The 3,553-nt window shown below is 63.1% G+C and carries 3 protein-coding genes; all 3 read right to left on the reverse strand.

Annotated elements, in window-relative coordinates:
* Nucleotides 1-79: 79 nt before the first annotated feature.
* Nucleotides 80-784 (reverse strand): purine-nucleoside phosphorylase, encoded by a 705-nt coding sequence (gene deoD / locus PVW46_RS22600; protein WP_069209180.1) that lies wholly within the window; start codon nt 782-784, stop codon nt 80-82.
* A 1-nt stretch (nt 785) separates the two neighbouring features.
* Nucleotides 786-1,094, reverse strand: a complete 309-nt coding sequence (locus tag PVW46_RS22605; RefSeq protein ID WP_043136375.1) for an H-NS histone family protein — start codon at nt 1,092-1,094, stop codon at nt 786-788.
* Nucleotides 1,095-1,353: 259 nt separating this feature from the next.
* On the reverse strand, nt 1,354-3,327 hold the full coding sequence (locus tag PVW46_RS22610; protein ID WP_069209179.1) for a protein meaA: 1,974 nt from the start codon (nt 3,325-3,327) through the stop codon (nt 1,354-1,356).
* Between the last annotated feature and the right edge of the window lie 226 nt (nt 3,328-3,553).

Raw genomic sequence — 3,553 nt, forward strand, 5'->3', positions numbered from 1 at the left:
GGGGAGCGCGAGGGGCTGGCCCCTCGCATTTCCTTTTGGTCATCCGCGCCGGGCAGGGCGGGGTCCCCCCGCCAAGCCGTCATGCAAAGGCGGCTTCCAGCGCGATTTCCACCATCTCGCCAAACGAGCTTTCGCGTTCGTCCGACGACAGGGCCGCGCCCGTCGGCAGGTGGTCCGAGACCGTCAGCACCGCCAGCGCCCGCGCCCCGAACCGCGCGGCCACCGTGTATAGTTCCGCCGCCTCCATCTCGACCGCCAGGATGCCGTGGCGCACCATCTGGTCGTTCAGGTCCTGACGCTCGTCGTAGAACACGTCCGAGGAATAGATCCCGCCGACATGGGTCGTGACTCCATGTCCGCGCGCCGCCGCAACCGCCCGTTCCAGCAATCCGAAATCCGCGCAGGGCGCGAAATTCAATTCCCGGAAAAAGCCACTGGATGGAGTCGAAAGCGTGGTCGAAGTCATAGCGATCACGATATCGCGCAGCCCGACATGATTCTGCATCCCGCCACATGACCCGATGCGGATCAGCGTTTTCGCGCCGTAGTCGCGGATCAGTTCATTGGCATAGATCGACAGGCTGGGCATTCCCATGCCCGATCCCTGTATCGTGACCCGGTGTCCTTGCCATGTGCCGGTGAATCCCGACATGCCGCGGACATCGTTTATGCAGGTGGTGTTTTGCAGAAAGTTTTCCGCCGCCCATTTCGCGCGGCGGGGGTCTCCGGGCATCAGTACCGTTTCCGCGATGTCTCCGGGCGCGGCCCCGATATGGATCGTCATCTCAAAGAGCGAGATCGTCGAGCGTCTTGCCTTCTTCGAGCGCCGCGATCACCCAGTTGGGTTTGCGGCCACGGCCCGTCCAGGTTTGCGAGGGATCGGCCGGGTTCGCGTATTTCGGCGCGCCCTTGCTGCCTTTGGGTCCGGCATCCAGAACCTCGTCCAGCGAGAAACCGAATTCTTTCGCGGCTTTTTCCGCCGCGCGTTTCGCCTCTGCGCGGCGGCGCGCATCGACCGATTTCAGGGCTTTTTGAGCGTCGGAAATCAATTGCTGAAGTTCATCACGCGAAAGAGCTTCCAGATCGATATCCATGTCATTTCTCCGTTTTTCAAGATTGGCGGGTTCTCCACCCGATTTTGACAGCTTTCAACTGCTATTTTGTGTCAAAATATGGTGAGTCAAGCGCGCGCCGTAGCGTAACGAAATTTCGATATGCCGGGCGGAGGTTTTCTTCCTATTTCGAAAGCTGTCAAAGACCTGACGCGATATGGCGACAGATGTAAATGGAAAAGGCCCCGCCAGTTGCGCGGGGCCTTTTCAAAGGATCATGTCCGATTTTCGGAATATCTGCCTATTCGGCGGCGACAGAGGCCGGATCGACCAGGGTCACGATATCGCGCATGATCGTGTTCAACTCGAAGTCCTTGGGGGTATAGACCTGCGCCACGCCCATGCCTTTCAGGCGCCGGGCGTCCTCGTCGGGAATGATCCCGCCGACGATCACCGGCACATGGCCAAGCCCCTCGGTGCGCATCCGGGTCATCAGGTCCTCGACCAGCGGGATATGGCTGCCCGACAGGATCGACAGGCCGACCACATGCGCGCCGTCCTTGGCGGCCTCGACGATCTGTTCCGGGGTCAGGCGGATGCCTTCATAGTCGATCTCCATGCCGCAGTCGCGGGCGCGAAAGGCGATCTGCTCGGCGCCGTTGGAATGTCCGTCCAGTCCCGGCTTGCCCACAAGGAAGCGCAGCCGCTTGCCCAGCTTGTCGCTGACCGCGTCCACGGCCTCGCGCAGGTCGTCCAGCCCCTCGGTCTTGTTCGACACCGACCGCGACACGCCTGTCGGGCCGCGATACTCGCCAAAGACGCTGCGCATCTGCGCCGCCCATTCCCCCGTTGTGACACCCGCTTTGGCACAGGCGATCGAGGCCGGCATGACGTTCTCGCCCGCAGCCGCCGCCGCGCGCAGGTCGGTCAGGGCGGCCTTGACCGCCGTGTCGTCGCGTTCCGCCCGCCAGGCGTTGAGTCGCCCGATCTGGTCCTGTTCCACCGCCGGGTCGACGGTCATGATGCCGCCGTCCTCGTCCATCAGCGGGCTGGGTTCGCCCTGCTGGAACTTGTTGACCCCCACGACCGTGGTCTCGCCGCGCTCGATCCGGTTCAGGCGTTCGGCGTTACTGTCGACCAGGCGGCCCTTCATGTATTCGATCGCCTCGACGGCGCCGCCCATGCCGTCGATCAGGGACAGCTCGTGCCGCGCGCCCTCTTTGAGCGCCTCGACCTTGGCATCCACCGCCGGGTTGCCGTCAAAGAGGTCGTCGAACTCCAGCAGGTCGGTTTCATAGGCCATGATCTGCTGCATCCGCATCGACCATTGCTGATCCCAGGGGCGGGGCAGGCCAAGCGCCTCGTTCCAGGCCGGCAGCTGCACTGCGCGGGCACGGGCCTTTTTCGACAGGGTGACGGCCAGCATCTCGATCAGGATGCGGTAGACGTTGTTTTCCGGCTGCTGTTCGGTCAGGCCAAGGCTGTTGACCTGCACGCCATAGCGGAAGCGGCGGTATTTCGGGTCTTCAACGCCATAGCGCGTGGCGCAGATCTCGTCCCAGAGGTCGACGAAGGCGCGCATCTTGCACATCTCGGTCACGAAACGGATGCCCGCGTTCACGAAAAAGCTGATCCGCCCGACCAGCCGGGGGAAATCCTCTGCCGGGACGCGGGTCTTCAGCTCGTCCAGAACCGCCGTGGCCGTGGCCAGCGCAAAGGCCAGCTCCTGCTCAGGTGTCGCCCCCGCCTCTTGCAGGTGGTAGGAACAGACGTTCATCGGGTTCCACTTGGGCACGTTGGTATAGCAGTATTCAGCCACGTCTCCGATCAGCTTCAGGCTGGGTTTCGGCGGGCAGATGTAGGTGCCGCGGCTCAGGTATTCCTTGATCAGGTCGTTCTGCACCGTGCCCTGCAGCTTGGACACATCCGCGCCCTGTTCCTCGGCCACCGCGATGTAAAGCGACAAGAGCCAGGGTGCCGTCGCGTTGATCGTCATCGAGGTGTTCATCTGTTCCAGCGGGATCTCGTCGAACAGCGTGCGCATGTCGCCCAGGTGGCAGACAGGCACACCCACCTTGCCGACCTCACCCTTGGCCAGGATGTGGTCGCTGTCGTAGCCCGTCTGCGTCGGCAGGTCGAAAGCCACGGAAAGCCCGGTCTGCCCCTTGGCAAGATTGTTGCGGTATAGCGCGTTCGAGGCCTGTGCCGTGGAGTGGCCCGCATAGGTGCGGATCAGCCAGGGCTTGTCGCGGGGCGGCATCTGGGTCTCGGTCATCGGGGCCTCCGTGGCGTGAATCGTTGTTCGCAATCTTGTTGCGTCCGGATTGGGATACGCGAAAGATTATGTCGCTGTCAATTCGCCGCGTCGCAGCGCGAGCAGATGCAGCATAGGCGAGGTGCCGGGGCGCGGGAAAGCGCGCTGGTCGCGCAGGCCCTGCCTTGCCGGAGGCCGGAAGGGGCGGGCTGACGGGTTTTGTACAAAATGCTGGAAACGGCGTACG

The sequence above is a fragment of the Mameliella sp. AT18 genome (assembly GCF_028807275.1).
GTDB classification, from domain to species: domain Bacteria; phylum Pseudomonadota; class Alphaproteobacteria; order Rhodobacterales; family Rhodobacteraceae; genus Antarctobacter; species Antarctobacter albus.